This is a genomic window from Isoptericola sp. NPDC019693 (genome assembly GCF_044389085.1).
Classification (GTDB): Bacteria; Actinomycetota; Actinomycetes; order Actinomycetales; family Cellulomonadaceae; genus Isoptericola.
The window spans coordinates 63,090-82,953 of the sequence record NZ_JBIRXP010000002.1; the positions used below are offsets into that span (position 1 = coordinate 63,090).

Genomic DNA, 19,864 nt, shown 5'->3' on the forward strand with positions numbered 1-19,864 from the left:
CTTGCGGTCACGACGTTCGCGGGGGTCCCGCCGCCACCACCTGACGCTCGGTGGTCAGGTGCTGGCGCTGCAGCTCGCCGTGCTGCTCGTCGTCGTGGCCGCGGCCGCGGTCGTCTTCCTGGGGCAGGCCGACGCCGCGTTCCGCGACGACCGGGCGGATCGCCTCGAGGTGGCGGCGGAGGGGCTGGCCGGCATCCCGGCGGTGCAGGCGACGCTCGCCGCCGACGCGCCCGACACCCGGGCTCTCGCGTTCTACCTGCAGACCCGCGCGGCCTACGTCGACGCCCGCAACGCCTACCTCACCGACCCCGAGGGGCGGATCCTCGCCGCCACGGACCCGACCCGCACGGGTGAGCGCCTCGATCTGCCCGACGACGCCGCCACGCGCGCGGGCAGCGGCGACGTCGCCGACGTGGCGGGGCGCTCCATCGCGGCCTGGGTGCCGGTGTACGGCGGCAGCGACCCGGTGCCGCAGCCGCGCGCTCCCGAGCCGGTCGCCGTCGTCGTGCTGGCCGACCCGTACCCGCCGCTGACGGAGCGCCTCTCCGACGCCGGCGGCGACGTGCTCGTGGTGCTCGGCATCGGCACCGCGCTCGCGGCGGGCGGGTCATGGCTGCTGGCACGCCTGGTCAAGCGGCGCACGCGCGGCCTGGAGCCGGCGCAGATCGCGGCGCTCGCCGACCACCGCGAGGGTGTGCTGCGCTCGATCCGCGAGGGCGTCGTCGTCGTGGGCGACGACGGCCGGGTGAGCCTCATGAGCGACAGCGCGCGCGAGCTCCTGGGGATCCCCGCCGGTGCGCCCGAGCCGACCGGCCGCCCGCTGGCGGACCTGGGCCTCGACCCCGCCGTCCTGGACCTGCTGCGCGGCACCGACGAGGTGCACGACGCGGTCCTGGTCGCGGGCGACACCGTGCTCGTGCTCAACCGGCGCCGCGTGCTGCACGACGGCCGCCCGGCCGGCACGGTGACCACCCTGCGCGACCGCACCGAGCTGCTGGCGCTGCAGAGCGAGCTGCACGCGCGCGAGAGCGTCACGGAGACGCTGCGCGCGCAGACGCACGAGTTCAGCAACCAGCTGCACACCGTCTCGGGGCTCATCGAGCTGGGGGAGTACGACGAGGTCGGGCGGTTCGTCGAGCGGCTCACGCGGCGGCGCGCGGACCTCAGCGACGTCGTGACGACGCGTATCGCCGACCCGGCGGTGGCGGCGCTGCTCATCGCCAAGGCGACGCTCGCGGACGAGCGGCACGTGGAGCTCGTCGTCGACCCGGGCAGCGCGCTGCCGCGTCTCGACCCGGACCTGTCGGCGGACGTGGGCACCGTGCTCGGCAACCTCGTCGACAACGCCGTCGACGCCGCGGCGTGGGCCGCGGGCCCCGACGCGCGCGGCGTCGCCGCTCCCGCGATGGTGCGGGTGCGGCTGGCCCTGGACGGCCCCGCGCGCGACGTCCTCGTCGAGGTCGCGGACACCGGTCGCGGCGTGCCGCCCGAGCAGGCGGACGCGATCTTCCGGCGCGGGTGGAGCACCAAGCCGCACGGCGCGACCGGCCGGGGCGTGGGTCTCGCGCTCGTGCACGTGCTGGCACAGCGCCGCGGCGGGCAGGTGACGGTGCACAATGGCGGCGCCCGCGAGGGCGGCGGTGACCACCAGGGCGCCGTGTTCATCGCACGGCTGCCGCAGGTCGTCGCAGCCGGACGAGCCGATCAGGGGGTGCAGCAGGCGTGAGCCTCGACGTGCTGGTGGTGGAGGACGACTTCATGGTCGCGTCCATCCACCGCCGCTTCGTGGAGCGGGTGACGGGCTTCCGGGTGGTGGGCGAGGCGCACTCCGGCGCCGACGCGCTCGCCGCCGTCGAGGCGCTGCGTCCCGACCTCGTGCTGCTGGACGTGCACCTGCCCGACATGAGCGGCGTCGAGGTGCTGCGGCGCCTGCGGGCCGCGGGCCACGACCTCGGCGTCGTCGTCATCACGGCCGCCCGCGAGGCCGACACCGTCCGCGCCGCCGCGGCGGGCGGGGCGGCGCACTACCTCGTCAAGCCGTTCGCGTCCGACGACCTCACGGCGCGGCTCCAGGAGTTCCGCCGGTCGCGGGCCGCGCTCGAGGGCCTGGACGACGACGGCGCCGCCGGCAGCCCGGCCGACATCCAGGCCGACATCGACGCCGTCTTCGCCCGCTCGCCGCTGGCCGCGCCCCGCGCGCCCCTGCCCAAGGGACTCAGCCCCGAGACCGCCGACGCCGTGCTCGCGGCGCTCGCGGACGGCGCCGAGCTCAGCGCCACCGAGTGCGCCGACGCCGTCGGGGTCAGCCGCGTCAGCGCCCGCCGCTACCTGGAGCACTTCGCGACGACGGGGCGCGCCGCGGTGCGCCTCAACTACGGCACCGCGGGGCGCCCCGAGCGCCGCTACCGGCTGCGCTGAGCCGGATCGCCCGGCGCCCCGGGTCCGAGCACACGGGTGGTGATCCGGGGCAGCGCGTCCGTCAGCGGGGCGGGCCGCGGCGTGCGGGTGACGAGCGTGACGCGCACCGTCCCCGGTATCGGGGACGGCACGATCCGGTCCTCGGGCACGGCATACCAGCGGGCGGTGAGCTCGGGCATGAGGGCGGGGCAGCCCAGCTCGCGCGCGATGCGGAGCGTGGCCTCGGTGGTGGGGCCGCGGCGCGGGACGGCGCCCAGCGCGGACAGGCGTCGGTGCGTCGCCTCGCCCGCCAGGTCGATGAGGCTGTACACGACCGTGCGCCCCGCGAACGGCCGGCTCCCGGTCTCGAGCGGCGCCACGCCGTCGGGCAGCACGACGACCCGTGGCGAGGAGCCCAGCGGCGTGCGCTGGAGGCCACGCGGCACCACGATCTGCTCCGCCACCGTGACGATCGCGGCGTCCAGGGTGCCCTCGTGCACCTGCCGCACGAGGTTCGGGCCGTGATCCACCTCCGGCAGGATCGTGACCTCGGGCAGCTCGAGCTCGACGGCGGTGAGCACCATCGGGCTGAGCGCCTGGATGGTGCCGACCGACAGGGTCGGCGCGGCGACGGCGGCGAGCACCTGGTCCGGCAGGGCGTCGAGCTCCGCGAGGAACCGCGCGGCCAGGCGCGCGAGCTCGCGGCCCGCCGGGGTGGGCCGGGCGCCCGTGGTGTCGCGGTTGAACAGCGGCGTGCCGAGGCGTCGCTCCAGCGTGGCCAGACGGCGGCTCGCGGACGGCTGCGCGACGAGCAGCTCGCGGGCCGCAGCTCCCACGGAGCCGTGCCGCGCGACCGCCTCGGCGAGCTGCAGGTCGTCCACGGTCAGACGGGAGGTCATGTCCCCAGCGTATGAGCGACGGGCCCTCGACATCGTCTACCGGCGTCGGACGCGGCCGCCGAGGATCGAGGCATGCGACGACCCCTGCTCATCCTCACCGCGATCACCTTCCTCACCTGGGTGGGTGCGCGCGTCACCGCCGTCGCGCTCCCGCTCGTCGCCCTCGCCGAGACGGGCGAGGCGTGGGCCACCGGCCTCGTGGGTGGCATGTCGGGGCTGCCGCTGCTGACGGTCGGCTGGTGGGGGCGCGGCCTGCGCGAGCGGCTGGTGTCCGGGCGGGCGCTCGCCGTCGTCATGCTGGTGCAGGTCGCGGGCCTCGCGATCGTGCCGGTCGCGGCGCTCTTCGGTCAGGTGGGTGCGGTCAGCCTGTGCGCGTCCGGGCTCGTGACCGGCGTCGCGACGGCGCTGCTCGGGCCCGCGGAGCGTGCTCTCGTCGCCGACCTCGCGGACGCCGGACGCCACGCCCCCGACGGTCTCGGCGGCACCGCCGCCCGCTGGCTCGCGTGGCAGGACCTCGCCCACCGGGTGTCGATGGTCTTCGCGCCGCCGCTGGGCGCGTGGCTGGTCGTGGTGTGGGGCGCGGAGCCCTTGCTGTGGTGCCAGGCCGCCGTCGTCCTCGTCGCGGCTGCGGCGATGCTGGGCGTCCCGCGGGCGGGCGGCCGGACGACGACCGGGCGGGGCGGGGTGGGGCCGACGCCGGTGCTCGCAGTCCTGCGCGCCCACCCGCAGGTCACGGTAGGCGTCGTCGCGGCGGGCGTCGGCGGCCTGTGCTGGTTCGGCTTCAGCCTCGGCCTGGCGGTGCTCGGCGTGGAGCACGGGATGCCCGGCGCGCTCATCGCGGCGGGGATGAGCGGCTACGGCGCGACGTCGGTCGCCGCGTCGCTCGTGGCGCCGCTGGTCGTCGACCGGCTGCCGCGCCTCGCGACGGCGGTCGGCACCTGGGCGGTGCTCGGGCTGTCGTTCGCGGCGCTCCCGGCGGTGGTTCCGAGCGTGGCGGGCGTCGCGCTCGTGTCCGCCGTCGGCGGCCTGGCGACGCCGTTCGGGATCGCCGCGCTCAACGCGCTGATCAGCGAGCAGACCTTCGGGGCCGAGCGGCGGGCCGCGTTCACCGCCGAAACCGTGCTGCACTCGGGCGGCGCGTCGCTCGGGCTGCTCGTGGGCGGCGCGGTCATCGGGTGGGTCGGCGCGGGGCCGGTGCTCGTCGTGACGGGCGCAGTGCAAGTCCTCGCCGGCGGCGTCGGTCTGCTGGCGACCCGGCGCCTCGGGATCCGGGGGCGGGCGACGGCGGGCGCGCCGGGCGCCGTCGTCAGCGGCTGAGCGTCGTCGCGTCCGGTCCGGGGCTGTCGAAGGCATCCCGGGCCGCCTCGACGTCGGGCAGGACGGCCGTGGACCAGGCCAGCAGGGCGTCCACGAGGCCCTGGAGCGTGCTGCCGAGGTCCGAGACGCGGTACTCGACGGCGACCGGGCGGGAGCTGAGCAGCGTCCGCTCGACCATGCCGTTGCGTTCGAGCCGTCGGAGCGTGGCGGTGAGCGACTTCTGGGTCACGGCGGGGATGCTGCGGCGCAGCTCGTTGAACCGCTGCGGTCGCTCGCACAGCGACTCGAGCACCTGCAGGGACCACTTGTCGAGGACCTCGTCGAGCAGCTCACGGTGCGCGGGTGCCAGGGCGGGGGCGGTATCGCTCATGACACCAAGTCTCGTTGAAGTGGCCTTCGGAGACCAGGTAGACATCGGATACCTGATCACCCCGTCGAAAGGACGCCCCATGACCGTCGAGCTCCGCACCCCGCCCGGCATGCTCCACCCCGTCCCGTATCACCACGTCGCGGTCGGCCTCGGGTCCCGGCACGTGCACGTCGCGGGGCAGGTCGGCCGGGCCGCCGACGGGTCGCCTGCCCCTGCCGGCGACCTCGCCGGCCAGGTCGCCGCGGCGTTGCGGCACACCGCCCGAGGCCTGGCCGGTGCCGGGGCGGGTTTCGGCGACGTCGTCCGCCTGCGCTTCCTCGTGGTCGGCTGGCGCCCGGAGAAGTACGGCGAGCTGCTGGCAGGGATCGAGGAGGTTGCCGACGAGCTCCGCATCCCGCAGCCGTGGCCGCCGGCCACGCTCGTCGGGGTGGAGAGCCTGTTCGAGCCGGACGTGCTCGTCGAGATCGAGGCGGAGGCCGTGCTCGACTGAGCGGTCGCGTCCGCGGCCGGGCCGCGGACGCGCCGCCCGCCGGTGGTGCCAGATGAAACCCTGGGGGCATGCGACTCCTCCTGCTGCGACACGGCCAGACCCCTTCGAACGTGGCGGGGCTGCTCGACACGGGTGCGCCCGGCCCCCGGCTGACGCCTCTGGGCGAGCAGCAGGCCGCCGCCGTGCCTGCCGCGCTGGAGGGGCGGCGGATCGACGCGCTCGCGGTGTCGTCGCTGGTGCGCACGTCGCTCACCGCCGGCCCGCTGGCCGCCGACCGCGCGCTGCGCCCCAGCGTGCTCGACGGGCTGCGCGAGATCGAGGCCGGCTCCCTCGAGATGTCGGCCGACCTCGCCGACCACCACACCTACCTCGAGACCGTGTTCGCCTGGTCGCGCGGCGACCGGTCGCGCCGCATGCCCGGCGGGCCCGACGGGCATGCGTTCCTCGCCCGGTTCGACGACGCCGTCGCGGCGCTCGTGCCCGCCGGTGGCGAGGCGGACGGGCACGACGTCGTCCTCGCCGTCTCGCACGGGGCCGCGATCCGCTCGTGGGCCGGCGCGCGCGTGCGCGGGCTCGACGTCGAGGAGCTGGCGCACACCCCGCTCGCCAACACCGGCCTCATCGAGGTCGAGGGGGACCCGGCGTCCGGCTGGCGGCTCGTGGACTGGCAGCGCGAGCCTGTCGGCGGCGAGCGCCTCGACGCCGTCGTCGCGCACGACCCCACCGGTGAGCCCGTCGACGACTGACGGGACGACCGACGGCCGGCTCAGCCCGGGCTCGCGACGAGGGCCACGATCATCCCGAGCCCCAGCAGCCCGAGGACACCGCCGGCCGCCCGGGTCAGCCACGGCAGGAGGCGGGCGAGCCGCGCGAGCGCTCGCTCCGAGCCCAGGGCGACGGCGACGAACAGGTCCCACGCCAGCACGACGGCCACCATCCAGGCGCCGTAGAACGCGCGCGCGCCGGCGGACGCGGCGGTGAGGGTGGCTGCGAGGCTGACGTAGAACAGCGCGTTCTTCGGGTTGAGGAGCCCGGAGGCGAGGCCGAGGCCGAGGTTCCGGGTCCACGGGGCGCGACCGTCCCTGGCCGGAGCGCCCAGGTCGACGTCGACCCGGGCGCGCAGGAAGGCGACACCCATGACGACGAGGAACACGCCGCCCGCGCCCTGGACCGCCAGCAGCACCGCGGGGCTCGTGATCACGGACAGCCCGGCGAACGCCCCGGCAACGAAGACCGCGTTCGCGCAGGCGATCCCGACGCACGTACCGCTCGCGCTGCGCCAGCCGCTGGTCATCGTGGTGCGTGCGACCAGGAAGAAGTCGACCCCGGGGATCAGCAAGGCGAGGAAGTGCGCGACGGCGACGGCAAGGAACTGCTCCATGCGCCCAGGCTGGGACGGGCACACCGTCGTGGTCTTGAACGAGATTGCGCACCTGGCGACCGCCGGCGGTGCGCGGGCCGAGGGGCAGCGAGGGCTGGGCGGCGTCAGCGTCGGTAGGCGCCGGGAGTGGCGGCCACGTGCGCCCGGAACACCCGGTGGAAGTGGCTCTGGTCGGCGAACCCGAGGGCGTGGGCGGTCTCGGCGAGCGGTCTGCCCGCCCGCAGCATCGCCCGCGCGGCGGTGACCCGGTCGTTGTGGCGCCATGCCACCGGCGTCAGCCCTGTCGCCCGCTTCATCGTCCGCACCAGCGCGTACCGGTCCATCCCGGCGACGGTGGCCAGCTCGTCGAGGGCCGGGGTCGACGCGTCCTCGTGGAGCCGGGCGAGCACCGGGCGCAGGCGCTCCAGCAGCGCGTCGTCCGTGAGGGGATCGATCCGGCGGTGCGCCGACGTCGCCGCGCACGCCCGCAGAGCGTGGCGGAGAGCCTCCGCGACCTGCGGGCCGTCGACCGCGCAGCCGTCGCCGGCCGCGAACAGCAGGTCCTCCACGTCGCGCACCCGGCGGTAGGCGTCGGGAGCGCGCAGGACGGTGATACCGGTCAGGAGGGCGTCCGACCCGACGGGCAGCAGGCCCGCGACCCAGTCCTGGTCGGCGTGGATCATCCCGTACTCCCAGCGGCCCCGGTCCGGGTTGCAGGAGTGCACGTGCCCGGCAGGGATGAGGATGACGTCGCCGGCAGCGAGCGGCACGAGGCCGCCGTCCGCGCCGGTGAACCTCGTCGTCCCCGCGTCGATCCGCCCGACCGAGAACCTCTCGTGCGAGTGCGGTCGGTAGCACGCGGCGTCCTGGCAGGACCGCCGCGCCTCCAGCTGCGGCAGCGCCGCGTCGTGCCAGAACTCCGTCATCGACGCCGACCGTACGGCATCGTCGAGCGCGTCGACGCCGTCGTCGCGCGCGACCCCCATGGTGGGCCGGTCGACGTAGTACCCGATGAGGCATCCCCGGCCGGAGACGACGCCAGGTACTACGTCGACCCGAACGGTGCCACCATGCGGTGCATGACGACGGTGACGCTGCGCCCGATGACCCCGGCCGAGTTCGACGAGTGGCAGGACGCGCTGGCCGAGGACTACGCGGCGGAGCAGGTCGCGGCGGGGCGCTGGCCGTACGAGGGCGCGGTCCGGCGCGCCCGCGACGAGTCCGCGCGGCTCCTGCCGCAGGGGCCGGACACGGAGGGAATGCTCGTCCGGCTCGCGGTGGACGCCGACGGGGAGCCGGTCGGCCGCTCCTGGGTGGCGCTGCACCCGCCGCTCGGCGTGGCCGGGATCGCGTTCCTCTACGACATCGAGGTCGTCGAGCCGCGGCGGGGTCGAGGCCTGGGGCGCGCGCTGCTGGAGGCGACGGAGGACGCCGCCCGGCAGGCGGGCGCCACCGCGCTGGAGCTGAACGTCTTCGGGCGCAACGCCGCGGCCGTCTCGCTCTACGACTCCGCCGGGTACGCCGTCGTCACGCAGCAGATGCGCAAGACGCTCTGACGACGACGGTGCGGCGAGGACCGAAAGGTTCCGCCCCGATCCTGGCGGCATGAGCCAGACCCACGTCACCATCGAGCCCCGCGTGCTGTACGTCGGCACGCCGATCGCGCTGGTCACCACGACGAACCCTGACGGCGGCACGAACATCGGACCCATGTCGTCCGCGTGGGCGATCGGCCGCACGGTCGTGCTGGGCTGGGGGACCGGGTCGCAGACGCTCGCCAACCTCGAGCGCGACGGCCAGTGCGTGGTGAACTACCCGCACGCGCGGCGGTGGCCGCAGGTGGAGCAGATCGCGCTGCTCAGCGGCAGCGACCCGCTCCCGCCGCAGAAGCAGGGCCAGTTCCGCACCGCGCGCGACAAGTGGACGCCCGGCGGCTTCACCGCCCAGCCGTCGACCGTGGTGCGTCCGCCGCGCATCGCCGAGTGCGCGATCCAGTGCGAGGCCGAGGTGCAGGCGATCCACGCGCCGTCCGGCCCGGACGCCGACGACTTCCGCATGGTCGAGGTGTACGTGCGCGCCGTGCACGCCGACCGGGAGGTCGTCGACGAGGCCACCGGGCACGTCGACACGACGGCGTGGTCGCCGGCCCTGTACGTGTTCCGCGAGTACTTCGGGACCGGCGACCGCCTGGGGCGCACCCGCCGCCGCTGACCTCGGAGCACCAGCCCGCGTCCGGTCGGGGGACACTGGGGACAGCACTACTGTCTGCCAACACAAGGAGTACCAGGTGCCGCAGGGAACTGTCCGATGGTTCGACGCCGACCGAGGGTTCGGCTTCATCGACCTCGGGAACGAGGCGGAGGACCTGTTCGTGCACGCGTCCGAGATCCTGGGCGGTGACGGCCCGAAGCAGCTGCGCGAGGGGCAGACCGTCGAGTTCGAGGTGGGCGAGGGCGACCGCGGCCCGCAGGCGCGGCGCGTGCGCGTCACGGGCGACCGGGCCGCCGACGCGCCGGTGGGCGTGCTCGGGACGGTCGCCTGGTACGAGCCGGCCAAGGGGTACGGCTTCGTCACGCCCGACGGCGGCGGCGGCGAGGTCTTCGTGCACAGCTCGGCCATCGTCACCGGCGGCGTGATCACCGAGGGTCAGCGGGTGGCGTTCCTCGTCGTCGACGGCGAGAAGGGGCCGCAGGCGGACCACCTGCTGCCGCTGGCGGCGGAGGCGTCCGCGCCGGCGTCCGACGGGGCGGACGGCACCGTGTCGTGGTTCGACGACGTCAAGGGCTTCGGGTTCATCGCCCCCGACGCGGGTGGCGGGGACGTCTTCGTCCACGTCAACGCGCTCGGCCCGGGGCTGACGGGGCTCTCCGAGGGCGCCCGCGTGACGTTCGACGTCGTCGAGGGCGACAAGGGCCCGAACGCCCGCGACGTGCGGCTCGCGCGCGGGTCCGGCGGTGCGCACGGAGGCGGCGGGCGGGACCGCGACCGCGGCCGGTCGGGCCGCCCCGCGGGACCGGCCGGGCGGGCGCGTGCGGGCGAGGGCACCGTCGCGCGCTACGACGCCGACCGCGGCTTCGGCTTCATCACCCCGGACGCCGGTGGCGACGACCTGTTCGTGCACGTGTCGGTGGTGCGGGACGCCGAGTTCCTGGAGGAGGGCGACCGGGTCCGCTTCAAGGTGCGCCAGAGCGACCGGGGGCCGCAGGCCGACGGCGTCGAGCTGATCTGAACCGAGGCCCCCGGCTGTTCGCTCACGGCGAACGGCCGGGGCCACCTGGGGGAATATCGACGCGCCGAGCAAGGTTGAGCCAAGCAGACTCAACTTTGGCGCCTGCAGTTTGCGAGTCCCGGGCGCCGAGATTTACGTTGAGTGCAGTTGACTCAACCTCGGGTGCACAGGCGCCCGGACGTACGCATGGAGGCATCACACATGGCTCGAGCAGTCGGTATCGACCTGGGTACCACCAACTCGGTGGTCGCCGTCCTGGAGGGCGGCGAGCCCACCGTCATCGCGAACGCGGAGGGGTCGCGCACGACGCCGTCCGTCGTCGCGTTCTCCAAGACCGGCGAGGTCCTCGTCGGTGAGGTGGCCAAGCGCCAGGCGGTCACCAACGTCGACCGCACCATCTCGTCGGTCAAGCGCCACATGGGCACCGACTGGTCGGTCGAGATCGACGACAAGAAGTACACCGCGCAGGAGATCTCCGCGCGCGTGCTCGGCAAGCTCAAGCGCGACGCCGAGGAGTACCTGGGCGAGCCCGTCACCGACGCGGTCATCACCGTCCCGGCGTACTTCAACGACGCCGAGCGCCAGGCGACCAAGGACGCCGGCCAGATCGCGGGCCTCAACGTGACGCGCATCGTCAACGAGCCCACCGCGGCGGCCCTCGCCTACGGCCTCGAGAAGGGCAAGGAGGACGAGCTCATCCTCGTCTTCGACCTGGGCGGCGGCACGTTCGACGTCTCGCTCCTCGAGGTCGGCAAGGACGAGGACGACTTCTCCACCATCCAGGTGCGCGCCACGTCCGGCGACAACCGCCTCGGCGGCGACGACTGGGACCAGCGCATCGTGGAGCACCTCATCAAGCAGGTGAAGAACAGCGCGGGCGTCGACCTCTCCAAGGACAAGATCGCCCTGCAGCGCCTGCGCGAGGCGGCGGAGCAGGCCAAGAAGGAGCTCTCCTCCGCGACGAGCACCAACATCTCGATGCAGTACCTGTCGATGAGCGAGAACGGCCCCGTCCACCTGGACGAGAAGCTCACGCGCGCGCAGTTCCAGCAGATGACGCAGGACCTCATCGACCGCACCAAGGCGCCGTTCCACGCGGTCATCCGCGACGCCGGCATCTCGATCTCCGACATCGACCACGTCGTGCTCGTGGGTGGCTCCACCCGCATGCCGGCCGTGACCGAGGTCGTCAAGGAGCTCACCGGCGGCCGCGAGCCCAACAAGGGCGTCAACCCGGACGAGGTCGTCGCCGTGGGCGCGGCCCTGCAGGCCGGCGTCATCGGCGGCGAGCGCAAGGACGTGCTGCTCATCGACGTCACCCCGCTGTCCCTCGGCATCGAGACCAAGGGCGGCGTGATGACCAAGCTCATCGAGCGCAACACGGCCATCCCCACCAAGCGCAGCGAGATCTTCTCCACGGCGGAGGACAACCAGCCGTCCGTGGCGATCCAGGTCTTCCAGGGCGAGCGCGAGTTCACCCGCGACAACAAGCCGCTGGGCACGTTCGAGCTCACCGGCATCGCCCCGGCGCCGCGCGGCGTCCCGCAGATCGAGGTCACCTTCGACATCGACGCGAACGGCATCGTGCACGTGTCCGCCAAGGACCGTGGCACGGGCACCGAGCAGTCGATGAAGATCACCGGCGGGTCGGCCCTCCCCAAGGAGGACATCGACCGCATGGTGAAGGACGCCGAGGAGCACGCCGCCGAGGACAAGAAGCGGCGCGAGGAGGCCGAGACGCGCAACCAGGCCGAGGCCTTCGCGTACTCGATGGAGAAGCAGATCGCGGACAACCGCGACAAGCTCCCCGCCGAGGTCGTGACCGAGGTCGAGGCCGACATCGCCGGCGTCAAGACCGCCCTGGAGGGCGAGGACGCCGACGCCGTCAAGGCCGCGTACGAGAAGCTCGGCGCGTCCTCGCAGAAGATCGGCCAGGCGCTCTACGCCTCGGCCGAGCAGGAGCAGGCCGCGGGCAACGCCCAGGCCGCCGAGGACGACGCGGCCTCCGCCGCCGGCGCCTCCTCCGCTCCCGACGAGGACGTGGTCGACGCCGAGATCGTCGACGACGAGGACGACAAGAAGTGACGGACGAGAACACGCAGGGGACCCCCGAGCCCGAGGGCTCGGGGGACACCCCGTTCCAGTTCACCGACAAGCGCAAGGTCGACCCGACGTCCGGGGAGGCCCGCGCGGCCTCCGGTGCCGCGTCGTCGGGGGCCGACGACGCGGGCGCGACCGAGGGTTCCGACCCGCTCGCGGCGCTCGACTTCGAGCCCGAGGGCGAGGCCGCCGAGAGCGCCGAGGTCCTCAAGGCCAAGGCCGAGGCGGCGGAGCACCTGGACGCGCTGCAGCGCGAGCGGGCGTCGTTCACCAACTACCGCAACCGGTCGCTGCGCGACCAGGAGGCGGCGCGCACCCAGGGCACGCAGGACGTGCTCAGCGCGCTGCTGCCGGTGCTCGACGACATCGAGCGCGCCAAGCAGCACGCCGAGCTGTCCGGGCCCATGGCGGCCATCGCGGAGAAGCTCGACGCGTCGCTGGCGAGGTTCGGCATCGAGCGGTTCGGCGCGGTCGGGGAGGAGTTCGACCCGAACGTCCACGAGGCGCTCATGCACAACGTGGACCCCGACGCGACGGCGACCACCGTCGCGATGGTGGTCGAGCCCGGCTACCGGATCGGCGAGAAGGTCGTCCGCGCCGCCCGCGTGGGCGTCGTCGGCCCCGAGTGACACCCTTCCGCGAGATCGACCCGCCCGTCGTGAGATCGACCCACCGAGGGTCGACCCCACGACGGGTGGGTCGATCTCGCGGACAATGACAGGAAGGAGGACGTCGTGACAGGTCAGGACTGGATCGAGAAGGACTTCTACTCCGCTCTCGGCGTCCCCAAGGACGCGGACGACGCGGCGATCAAGAAGGCGTACCGCAAGCTGGCGCGCAAGTACCACCCGGACCAGAACCCGGGCGACGCGTCGGCCGAGGCGAAGTTCAAGGAGATCGGCGAGGCGTACGCCGTGCTGTCCGACGCCGAGCAGCGCCAGCAGTACGACGCCGTGCGCGCCATGGCCGGCGGCGGCGCCCGCTTCGCGGCGGGCCCGGGCGGCGGGGGCAACGGCTTCGAGGACGTCTTCGGCTCCATGTTCGGCGGCGGCGCCGGCCCGAACGTGCGCTACCAGCAGTACCCCCAGGGGGGCGCGGGCGGCGGCGGCTTCGAGGACATCCTCAGCTCGATGCTCGGCGGCCAGGGCGGCTTCCGGTCCGGCGGCCGGCGCGCCGGCTTCACGACCCCGCAGAAGGGCCCGGACGTCGCGGCCGAGACCACGCTGCCGTTCCGCACGGCCGTGGAGGGCGCCACCGTGGAGTTCACGGTGGACGGCCGCAAGGTCAAGACGAAGATCCCCGCCGGCGTGAACGACGGCCGCAAGCTGCGCATCCGCGGCAAGGGACGCCCTGGCTCGGGTGGCGGGGACGCCGGCGACCTCGTGGTCACCGTGCACGTCGCGCCCCACCCGGTCTTCACGCTCGACGGCGCGAACCTGCGCATGACGGTCCCCGTGACGTTCGCGGAGGCCGCGCTGGGCACGACGCTCGAGGTGCCGACGCTCGACGGGCACACCGTGCGGCTCAAGGTGCCGGCAGGCACGCCGACCGGCCGCGTGCTGCGGGTCAAGGGTCGCGGCGTGCCGAGCGGGAAGACGCAGGGCGACCTGCTGGTCACGGTTCAGGTCGCCGTGCCGCAGAAGCTCAGCAGGAAGGCGAAGGAGGCGCTCGAGACGTTCGCCGCGGAGAGCGACCACGAGGACGTCCGGGCCGGGCTCGCGCAGCGCGCGGCGGAATGACGCGGCGGGTCGTGCTGCGGCGAGGGAGGTAGCGATGGTCACCGAGGACGCACCGGTGCTGACCGTGTCGCAGGCGGCCCGGCTCGCGGGCATGCACCCGCAGACCCTCCGGCAGTACGACCGCCTCGGGCTGGTGACGCCGCGCCGGACGGCGGGCCGCGGCCGCCGCTACTCGCAGCGCGACGTGGCGCGCCTGCTCGAGGTGCAGCGCCTCGCCCAGGTCGAGGGCATCAACCTTGCCGGGATCCGGCGCATCCTCGACCTGCAGGAGCATGTCGCCCAGCTCGAGGGCCGCCTCGCGGCGCTCGCGACGGAGCCCGGCGGCCGGGTGTTCACGGCCGGCACGACGGGCGACGTCGTGGTGGTGCGCCGAGGCCAGCGCCTCCGCCGCGCGGAGCGGGCGGAGATCGAGGCCGCCGAGGGCGCGCTGGTGCTCTGGCGCCCGCACCGCCGCGGCTAGATCTTTCCGCAACGCAATTCTTCTCTAATTCATCTGTGCAATAGGTAAGGTATTCCTTATTCGATCTCCGGGGAATTCGTGCGCGCATTCACTGTGCAATTCCGTGCGAGAGGAATATCGTGGTTCGCAGCGGCGAGAGCCGGCGTCGAGCGACGAGGAGCACGCGATGAGCACGCTGATGGAGATGCCCGAGGTCACCGAGTGCACCGTCGAGGGCTGCGGCTACAACCATGACCACGGGTGCCACGCCGGCGCGGTCACCATCGCCGGGCACACCGGCGACGCGGCGTGCGCCACGTTCATCCCGCTGAGCTCCAAGGGCGGCCTGGAGAAGGTCGTCGCCCACGTGGGTGCCTGTCAGCGCGGCGACTGCGTCCACAACTCCGACCTCGAGTGCGCGGCGACGGCCATCCGCGTCGGGCCCGGCCCGGACGACGAGAGCCACGCCGACTGCCTCACCTACGCGCACCACTGACGCGACGCCGACCCCCGCCGGAGAGGGTCGGAGGGTCGGTCAGGAGCTAGCGGGCCAGCTGCGTCAGCAGCTCGACGGCGGCGGCGTGCGTCGTCGGGAGGCGCTCCACCCACACCCGGGTGGGGCGCCTCAGCGCGTCCCCGAGACCCATGAGCGCGGCGTTGCGCTCCACCACCCCGCGGGTGGCCTTGGCCAGGTCGGGCACGCCCGTGTCGCGGCGGGCCAGCACGGTGAACACCCCGTCGGTGAGGGCGGCCATCGGGTGCCCTTCCCCGTAGACCTGCTCGAGGGCGCGGCCGACGGTCGCGGAACGCGCCGCGCGGTCCCACGGGGCGAGCCCGTCGACGGCGACGTCGACGACGACGAGGCAGTGCGTGTCCGGCACGCCCTGGTCCGCGCCGACCGCGGCGCCGTAGGTCTCCCGCAGCCGCTCGGCGAGGTACTCGCGCGTGGGCAGCCCCGAGCTGGGGTCGCGCAGCGCCCCGAGCGCCGGCTCGGCGTCCCGTCCGCGCACCCATCCGACGGCCACCGCGCGGATCGCGTCGGGGTCGGTCGGCTCGTGGGCCGCGCGGTACAGGCACTCGACGTCGTCCAGCGTCTCGCCCAGGCCGACGCCGGCCCGGCCGCGCGCGGCGCCGAGGCGGTGGGCGGCGGCGTGCGGGGAGCGGCCGTCCTCGAAGGCCTCGACGAGCGCGTCCACGGCCGGGTGGTACCAGTCGTCGGGGCGCAGCCACACCTCGGCGAGGCTCGTCGCGCGCCAGCGGTCGAGCACGTTCGAGACGTGCTCGGGCGCGCCGTTCTCCGGCGCGCTCGGGGGACCGCTCGTGGACCGGTTCATGTGGATGGGACCGCCATGGTCAGCCATCATGACGCAGTTGTGCGGCATTGACACGGGCGAGATCGGTCCGGAGAGCCCTCTCCGCTGCCCGAGGCACGAAAATCTGCGGAAATCCTGCGGTGATCCTGGGGAATTTCACCCCCGGGGCGGCCCTCGGGGGTGCGTAGAGTACGGAGGTCTGCGCGGTACAGCGCGCACGCAACGCAGCCAGAGCGAGGTCGGGCCATGACGGACGTCTACGTGGGATCGGACGACTCCGCGCGCAGCGACGCCGAACTGATCCTCGACGTGCGCGGCGGAGACCTCGAGGCGTTCGGGGCGCTCTACACGCGGCACGTCCCCGCCGCGCGCGCCGTGGCCCGGCAGTACGTCCGGTCGTCGGCCGACGCGGACGACCTCGTGTCCGAGGCGTTCCACCGCGTGCTCGACGTCCTGCAGCACGGCGGCGGCCCCGACGCGACCTTCCGCGCCTACCTGCTCACCGTGGTGCGGCGCCTCGCCGCCGACCTCGCGCGGGGCGTGAAGCGGACACGGCCGACGGCCGACGACGGCACGTTCGAGGCGGCGCTGGGCCTCGTCGACCCGACCGACGTGGCGACGTTCGAGGGGTTCGAGCACTCCGTCGTCAAGAACGCCTACCAGGCACTCCCGGAGCGTTGGCAGGCCGTGCTCTGGTACACGGAGATCGAGGGACGCGCGCCGGCGGAGGTGGCCCCGATCCTCGGCCTGACGCCCAACGGGGTCTCGGCGCTCGCCTACCGGGCCCGCGAGGGGCTGCGGGTCGGGTACCTGCAGGAGCACCTGACGCACGCGTCGACCGACGGTTGCCGCGTGGTGAACCCGCTGCTCGGCGCGTACGTGCGCGGGGGCCTCGCGCGCCGCGAGGTCGCCAAGGTCGACGCGCACCTCGAGACGTGCGCGGAGTGCCGGTCCCTCGTGCTCGAGCTGGGCGACATCGCGCACGGCATGCGGGCCGTGGTGGCCCCGCTGATCGTGGGCCTGGCGGGCCTGGCGGTCGTGGGAGCGCTCCCGATCGGCGGCATGCTCGGCGGGGCGGTCACGACCGGCGGCGCGGTGAGCGCCGGCAGCGCCGCGGGAGCGGGGAGCACGGTGAGCGCCGGGAGCGTCGGCGCCGTCTCGGGTACGAGCACCGCCACGGCCGGCACCGTCGGCACGACCAGCGTCGGCGGCGCGAGCATCGGCGGCGGTGCGGCGGCCGGAACGACGGCGGGCACGACGGCAGCGACGGCCGGGACGACGGCGGCCACGGCAGGCACGACCGCCGCGGCGACCGCGGGCACGACGGCGGGTGCCGCGACCGCCACCGCGGCGACCGCGGGAACAACGGCGGCGGCGACCGCGGGCACGGCGGCGGCCGCGGGCGCGGCGGTCGGCACGGCGGGCGTGGCCGCCGCGGCGAGCGCCGTCGCCGTCGCGACCGTCGGGGTAGTCACGGTGCTCAACGCGCTCGGCAGCGGCGAGGAGCCGCCGGCGGTCGTGCCGCCCGCACCCGTGACCGTCCAGGGCGCCCCGTGGGCGCCGCCCGGGGAGCAGCCCGGCGAGGGCGAGGTGCAGCCCGCCGACCCGGCCGAACCCGCCGTCGACCCGACCGCCGACCCGACGAGCCCCGTCAACCTGCTCGGCACCACGCTCTTCGCGCCCGTCGCGGACCTCACGGTCACCGCCGCCGCGGCGCCGCTCGAGCCCCGCACGGCGCAGCCGCTGGTGCTCACCGTGAGCAACACGGGACAGGCGGCGGCGAGCGCGGCGGTCGTCGAGGTCGTCCTGCCGGACGGCGTCGACCTGGCCCTGCCCCAGGCGCCGGCCGGCGCCTCCGTCGGCGACGTCCTCGCCGACGACGCCCTGGCGTGCACGCCGGGGGACGCTACGGGCCGGACGGCACGCTGCACGGTCGGCACGCTCGAGCCGGGAACCTCCCGCGACGTCTCCGTGCCGGTGCGTGCGAACGCCGGAGGCAGCTACGCGATCGGGGCGGCGGTCTGGGCGGACGGCGTGGGCCGGGAGGACGTCGCCCTGGCACCCACGACCGTGCGGCACTTCGGCGCCGAGCTCACGGCCTCCGCGAGCGACGTCGTCCCCGTCTCCAACCCCGGCGCCGCCTGGGTGCCCGTCGCCGTGCGCAACACCGGCGACCAGCCCGCCGCCGCCTGGTCCGTCGAGCTGGCGGTGCCCGCCGGGCTGCGGCCCGTAGCGTCGGACGGCGACCTCGTGTGCGTGCCCGGCGACGCCGGCGCCGTGTGGACCTGCGTGGCCCGGCCCGAGGCGGCCCCCCTGGCGCCCGGCGAGCAGCTGACGGTCCGCCTGCGCGTCGTGGCGGACGGCTCCACCGCGCCGGGGGCCGTGACCGTCGCCGCGACGCCTCAGCTCCCGGGCTCGGTGCACACGGTGGGCGGCAACGCCGGGGTCACCGTCGCACAGTCGTGGGCGGGCGCCGCCTCGGGCGCGGGCGCGGTCCAGGCCGTCTGCACCGCCGTCGGCGGGGTGGGCACGGCCTCGGCCGTGGTCGAGGGCACGTACGTCAACCAGACCGACCAGACCCTCGCCGTGCGGCTCGACGCCGCGGGGAGCACCGCGGCGGCGGCGCAGGAGGTCGCGCCCGGGGGGTCGGTGACCGTCCAGGTGCCCGACGGGATCCGGGTCCCGTCGGGCAACGCCACCTGGACCGTCGCGACGACCCTCGGTGGCGAGACGTACCGCACCACCGTGCCCGGCGGGACGCACCGCGCGGCCGACTGCTACGACCCCGCGTGGGACGTCTCGACCTCGGCTCAGACGGTGAACGTCGACGGCCGCCTGCAGGTGCGCGGCACGCTGACCAACACGGGCGCGGAGGCGATGCGCGTCGAGATGGCCGCGGCGGGCGTCACCACCGAGCCGAAGCGGCTCGCCGCCGGGGAGAGCGCCACGTTCGTCGCCGCCACCGACCGCGCCTCGCTCGGCGCGGGTGCCGCGGAGTTCCGGCTGTACCGGTGGGTGGCCGACGCCGACGGCGACGAGCCCGCGCAGGGTGTCGTTCCCGCCGTCGCGCCGACGGCCTCGTACCCGGCCGCCGTGCTCGCCCCGGTCGTCGGCGGCGCGGTGACGCTCACCGCGGCCGAGTGCCGGTTCGACGCCTCCGCCGACCGGTCGTGGCGCACGGTGTCGGTCCCCGTCGACAACTCCGGCTCCACGCACCCCGTCCGGTTCGCGGTGCAGGGCGGGGCCGGGGACCGGCGGGCCGCCACGGTCGACGCCGGCGCGACGGAGACGCTGACGGTGTCGGTGCCGTGGGGCACCCGCACCCTGACGGTCACGGCCGACGGCCGCGACCTCACCAGCGTCGACGTCCCGGAGTTCGACAGCTGCGCGACGGTGACCTGGCCGGACGCGGTGGACGTGTCCACCTCGACCCGCTGCGTCGAGGACCAGGCTCAGGTGCTGGTCGACGTGCGCAACCGCGACGCGAGCGACTGGACGGCGAGGCTCGCGGGCGGCACGGAGAAGGACGTCCAGGCGGGCTCCACCGCCACGCTCCGGACGGCTGCGGCCGGGCTGACGGCCGATGCCGGCCAGGTGACCGTGCGGCTCGGGCGTGAGATCGAGGGCCGGGAGCGCACCGTGGAGCGGACCGTCGACCACGACGCGGTGTCGTGCGTCGTCGTCGACCCGCAGGCGCGGCTGGACCCGGGCGCCGTGCAGGTGGAGAAGGGCCGGTGGCGCTCGACGTCCACCCGGCCCGTGTCGGTGGTGCTCGACAACACCGGCTCGTCCGTGCCGCAGGACTTCACCGTGCAGGGGTCGAACGGCGCGTCCGTCGCGGTGACCGTGCCGGCCCGCCAGAGCGTGACCGCCGACGGCGGCACGGTGCGGGGGCGCGACGGCGCCACCTACGCCGTGGGCGCCGGAGACTGGTCCGTCGAGCTGGTCGTCGACCCCTTCACCGGCACGACCGGCTGGTGCGCCGAGCGTCCGCGGTGGGGCGACCGCCACGAGGTGGGCGACGTCGTGTCGTGGCACGGCGCGAACTACCGCTACGCGGGACGCGGGGACGCCTCGGCCGACGAGGCCGGCAACGGCAACGGGAACGGGAACGCCGACGGCAAGGGGAACGGCAACGGCCGCTGGTCGGGCCGGGGCTCGGCGGGGGCCTGGGAGCGGGTCGGGGACTGCGAGTACCGCTGACCCCGACC

The 19,864-nt window shown here is 75.0% G+C and carries 19 protein-coding genes; 14 read left to right on the forward strand and 5 right to left on the reverse strand.

The genetic code is table 11. The features are described 5' to 3' along the window. Window position 1: 1 nt before the first annotated feature. The gene (locus tag ACH436_RS05665; protein WP_430559219.1) at window positions 2-1,726 is read left to right on the forward strand and encodes a sensor histidine kinase; all 1,725 of its coding nucleotides are present in this window, start codon (window positions 2-4) and stop codon (window positions 1,724-1,726) included. Next, the gene (locus ACH436_RS05670; protein WP_430559220.1) at window positions 1,723-2,418 is read left to right on the forward strand and encodes a response regulator; all 696 of its coding nucleotides are present in this window, start codon (window positions 1,723-1,725) and stop codon (window positions 2,416-2,418) included. Before ACH436_RS05665 ends, ACH436_RS05670 begins: the two co-directional genes overlap by 4 nt. Here ACH436_RS05670 and ACH436_RS05675 read toward each other — a convergent pair. Continuing rightward, window positions 2,403-3,296 carry a LysR family transcriptional regulator gene (locus ACH436_RS05675; protein ID WP_430559221.1) on the reverse strand — a complete coding sequence of 298 codons (894 nt, stop codon included), beginning with the start codon at window positions 3,294-3,296 and terminating at the stop codon, window positions 2,403-2,405. The two genes, ACH436_RS05670 and ACH436_RS05675, sit on opposite strands and share 16 nt — an antisense overlap. A 72-nt stretch (window positions 3,297-3,368) precedes the next feature. Here ACH436_RS05675 and ACH436_RS05680 point away from each other — a divergent pair, with 72 nt between their 5' ends. Continuing rightward, entirely contained in the window at window positions 3,369-4,613 is a 1,245-nt protein-coding gene (locus ACH436_RS05680; RefSeq protein ID WP_430559222.1) for an MFS transporter, read from the forward strand. Here ACH436_RS05680 and ACH436_RS05685 read toward each other — a convergent pair. Further along, entirely contained in the window at window positions 4,603-4,983 is a 381-nt protein-coding gene (locus ACH436_RS05685; protein ID WP_430559223.1) for a winged helix-turn-helix transcriptional regulator, read from the reverse strand. The two genes, ACH436_RS05680 and ACH436_RS05685, sit on opposite strands and share 11 nt — an antisense overlap. A 79-nt stretch (window positions 4,984-5,062) precedes the next feature. Between ACH436_RS05685 and ACH436_RS05690 the strand changes: the two genes are divergently transcribed. Both ACH436_RS05690 and ACH436_RS05695 read left to right on the forward strand, forming a co-directional pair. Next, window positions 5,063-5,473 (forward strand): RidA family protein, encoded by a 411-nt coding sequence (locus ACH436_RS05690; protein WP_430559224.1) that lies wholly within the window; start codon window positions 5,063-5,065, stop codon window positions 5,471-5,473. Window positions 5,474-5,541: 68 nt separating this feature from the next. After that, window positions 5,542-6,219: a histidine phosphatase family protein gene (locus ACH436_RS05695; RefSeq protein WP_430559225.1), complete on the forward strand. Its 678-nt coding sequence runs from the start codon at window positions 5,542-5,544 to the stop codon at window positions 6,217-6,219. A 20-nt stretch (window positions 6,220-6,239) separates the two neighbouring features. On the opposite strand, the gene ACH436_RS05700 is transcribed toward ACH436_RS05695, so the two are convergent. Both ACH436_RS05700 and ACH436_RS05705 read right to left on the reverse strand, forming a co-directional pair. Next, window positions 6,240-6,854 (reverse strand): LysE family translocator, encoded by a 615-nt coding sequence (locus tag ACH436_RS05700; RefSeq protein ID WP_430559226.1) that lies wholly within the window; start codon window positions 6,852-6,854, stop codon window positions 6,240-6,242. Between the two features lie 104 nt (window positions 6,855-6,958). Then, complete coding sequence (locus ACH436_RS05705; protein WP_430559227.1) at window positions 6,959-7,759, reverse strand: AraC family transcriptional regulator; 801 nt, start codon at window positions 7,757-7,759, stop codon at window positions 6,959-6,961. A gap of 153 nt (window positions 7,760-7,912) precedes the next feature. On the opposite strand from ACH436_RS05705, the gene ACH436_RS05710 reads away from it, so the two are divergent. The 8 genes from ACH436_RS05710 (at window position 7,913) to ACH436_RS05745 (ending at window position 14,836) form a co-directional block, all read left to right on the forward strand. After that, a complete protein-coding gene (locus ACH436_RS05710) occupies window positions 7,913-8,389 on the forward strand; it encodes a GNAT family N-acetyltransferase (RefSeq protein WP_430559228.1) in 477 nt (158 codons plus the stop codon). Between the two features lie 49 nt (window positions 8,390-8,438). Then, window positions 8,439-9,044: a flavin reductase family protein gene (locus ACH436_RS05715; RefSeq protein WP_430559229.1), complete on the forward strand. Its 606-nt coding sequence runs from the start codon at window positions 8,439-8,441 to the stop codon at window positions 9,042-9,044. Window positions 9,045-9,120: 76 nt separating this feature from the next. After that, on the forward strand, window positions 9,121-10,062 hold the full coding sequence (locus tag ACH436_RS05720; protein WP_430559230.1) for a cold-shock protein: 942 nt from the start codon (window positions 9,121-9,123) through the stop codon (window positions 10,060-10,062). Between the two features lie 201 nt (window positions 10,063-10,263). Beyond that, window positions 10,264-12,147: a molecular chaperone DnaK gene (dnaK, locus tag ACH436_RS05725; protein WP_430559231.1), complete on the forward strand. Its 1,884-nt coding sequence runs from the start codon at window positions 10,264-10,266 to the stop codon at window positions 12,145-12,147. Next, window positions 12,144-12,791: a nucleotide exchange factor GrpE gene (grpE, locus tag ACH436_RS05730; RefSeq protein ID WP_430559232.1), complete on the forward strand. Its 648-nt coding sequence runs from the start codon at window positions 12,144-12,146 to the stop codon at window positions 12,789-12,791. The genes dnaK and grpE overlap by 4 nt, the downstream gene beginning before the upstream one ends. Window positions 12,792-12,896: 105 nt before the next feature. Beyond that, on the forward strand, window positions 12,897-13,901 hold the full coding sequence (locus tag ACH436_RS05735) for a DnaJ C-terminal domain-containing protein (protein WP_430559233.1): 1,005 nt from the start codon (window positions 12,897-12,899) through the stop codon (window positions 13,899-13,901). Between the two features lie 34 nt (window positions 13,902-13,935). Next, window positions 13,936-14,361 carry a heat shock protein transcriptional repressor HspR gene (locus ACH436_RS05740; RefSeq protein ID WP_430559234.1) on the forward strand — a complete coding sequence of 142 codons (426 nt, stop codon included), beginning with the start codon at window positions 13,936-13,938 and terminating at the stop codon, window positions 14,359-14,361. A gap of 166 nt (window positions 14,362-14,527) precedes the next feature. Next, a complete protein-coding gene (locus tag ACH436_RS05745) occupies window positions 14,528-14,836 on the forward strand; it encodes a DUF1540 domain-containing protein (RefSeq protein ID WP_430559235.1) in 309 nt (102 codons plus the stop codon). 46 nt (window positions 14,837-14,882) lie between these two features. Here the strand turns inward: ACH436_RS05745 and ACH436_RS05750 are convergent, their stop codons facing one another. Next, window positions 14,883-15,674, reverse strand: coding sequence for a hypothetical protein (locus tag ACH436_RS05750; protein ID WP_430559236.1), 792 nt, complete (start codon window positions 15,672-15,674; stop codon window positions 14,883-14,885). A gap of 225 nt (window positions 15,675-15,899) precedes the next feature. On the opposite strand from ACH436_RS05750, the gene ACH436_RS05755 reads away from it, so the two are divergent. After that, complete coding sequence (locus tag ACH436_RS05755; protein WP_430559237.1) at window positions 15,900-19,856, forward strand: sigma-70 family RNA polymerase sigma factor; 3,957 nt, start codon at window positions 15,900-15,902, stop codon at window positions 19,854-19,856. Window positions 19,857-19,864: the final 8 nt, after the last annotated feature.